This is a genomic window from Mesorhizobium sp. M7A.F.Ca.CA.003.01.2.1, from assembly GCF_003998945.1.
In the GTDB taxonomy this organism is placed as follows: Bacteria; Pseudomonadota; Alphaproteobacteria; order Rhizobiales; family Rhizobiaceae; genus Mesorhizobium; species Mesorhizobium ciceri.
In genome coordinates this window covers 1-1,764 of record NZ_RZRA01001069.1, presented here as the reverse complement: position 1 = coordinate 1,764, position 1,764 = coordinate 1, and the positions used below count along the sequence as shown (strand labels likewise).

Below are 1,764 nucleotides of genomic sequence, written 5' to 3'. Positions count from 1 at the left end.
CGCCATAGCCCAGCCGCTTGCCGCCTTCGAACGTAGCCGCGATCGCCGGATGGGTCTTGAAGCGCTGGAATTCCTCGAACGGCGACAGCCAGGGATTCTTGTAATTGAGGTGGAGGACGAAGCCGACCGCCACCTGGTTGTCCTCGAGATGGTAGAGGAACGAGCCGCCGCCGGTCTTCAAGTCAAGCGGCCAGCCGAAGGAATGCTGGACCAGCCCCGGCCGGTGGTTCTCCGGCTTGACCTGCCAGAGTTCCTTCAGGCCGATGCCGTATTTGCCCGGTTCGCGGCCATCGGAAAGCTTGTATCTGGCGATCAGTTGCTTGGCGAGCGAGCCGCGAGCGCCCTCCCCGATCAGCACATATTTGCCCATCAGCGCCATGCCGGGTGCGAAACCCGGGCCGTGCGTTCCGTCCTTCTCGACGCCCATGTCGCCGGTAACGACACCGGTGACGGCGCCTTGCTCATTGTAGAGCAGGCCGGCAGCGGCAAAGCCCGGATAGATCTCGACGCCGAGCGCTTCGGCCTTGGTCGCCAGCCAGCGGCAGACATTGCCCAGCGAAACGATGTAGTTGCCGTGATTGTTCATCAGCGGCGGCATGAAAATGTTGGGCAGACGGAACGAGCCGGCAGGACCAAGGACCAGGAAATGATCCGCGGTGACCGGCGTCTTGAAGGGATGGCCGTCCTCGTCGCGCCAGCCCGGCAAGAGCCGGTCGATGCCGATCGGATCGACGACGGCGCCGGAGAGAATATGGGCGCCGACCTCACCGCCCTTCTCCAGGACGACGACCGAAAGCTCGGGATTGACCTGCTTGAGGCGGATGGCGGCGGCGAGGCCCGCCGGACCGGCACCGACGATAACCACGTCGAATTCCATGCTTTCGCGTTCGATGTCGCTCATCAACCCCTCCGCACTGGCTTATCCCATTCGGGTATCTTGCTGGCTCCCGCGCTGCATAGCGCATCAATTGACGACAGGAAACCGGCGCATACGTGACAATGCCGTTTTGGCCAAAAAGTCGCGCATTGCGAGGCTGGAAGACTGCTTTTCGCCTGGCATTGCCTGCGGGGCGCGCGTTTTTTAATTGTTCGACGGCTTGCTTATCGGCCATACTTCACGCCATGCGCTTTCCTGGGCCAGCCGGCTTTTCATCGACGCGCTTTCTTTTCCCGCCCGGCCGGATCCGCCGGGCGCTCCTTTTGGCCCTTCTGATGCTGGCGCCGCATCACGCTGCCGCCGACGAAGTGAAGGTCTGGGCGGCGGGCGCCTACTCCTTCTCCGACGAGCTTGGCGGCTTCCACATCACCGGCGCCTCGGGCATCGGCACGAAGGACGATCCGTTCGTCATCACCGAAGAGCTGACTTCGTCAACGCCGGTGACGCTGACGATCCGCACGACAAAGCCGATCCAGGCCTTCGGCAAGGCCGGCGAATTCGCCAACGGCATGATGTATATGCGCATCGAGGTGCTCAACAATAGCGGCCAGGCCTGGGTCGAATTCCAGTTCGAATTGCAGGAGATCCTGAACCAGCCGAGCGTGTTCGGCGACGGGCTTTCCTTCGACCAGCGCAACAAGACGCCGGACAACATCCGGTCGAGCAATTTCGCCGATTTCGATCGCGATTTCGAACCCTATGACCGGCTGCTGTTCAGGAATGGCAAGGTCGACCCGCTGAAAACCGCCAGCTTCGAATTCCTGATGACCGACTACACGCCCAGATGGACCTTCTACCTGGTGCAGGATCCGCGCATACCAACGGGC

The 1,764-nt window shown here is 62.0% G+C and carries 2 protein-coding genes; one reads left to right on the top strand and one right to left on the bottom strand.

Translation table 11 applies throughout. The features are described 5' to 3' along the window. Window positions 1-901 (bottom strand): NAD(P)/FAD-dependent oxidoreductase (locus EN969_RS29735; RefSeq protein ID WP_164758613.1); only part of this gene is annotated, 901 nt, incomplete at its 3' end. Between the two features lie 221 nt (window positions 902-1,122). Between EN969_RS29735 and EN969_RS29730 the strand changes: the two genes are divergently transcribed. Beyond that, on the top strand, window positions 1,123-1,764 hold a 642-nt coding region (locus EN969_RS29730), incomplete at its 3' end, for a hypothetical protein (protein WP_013532621.1).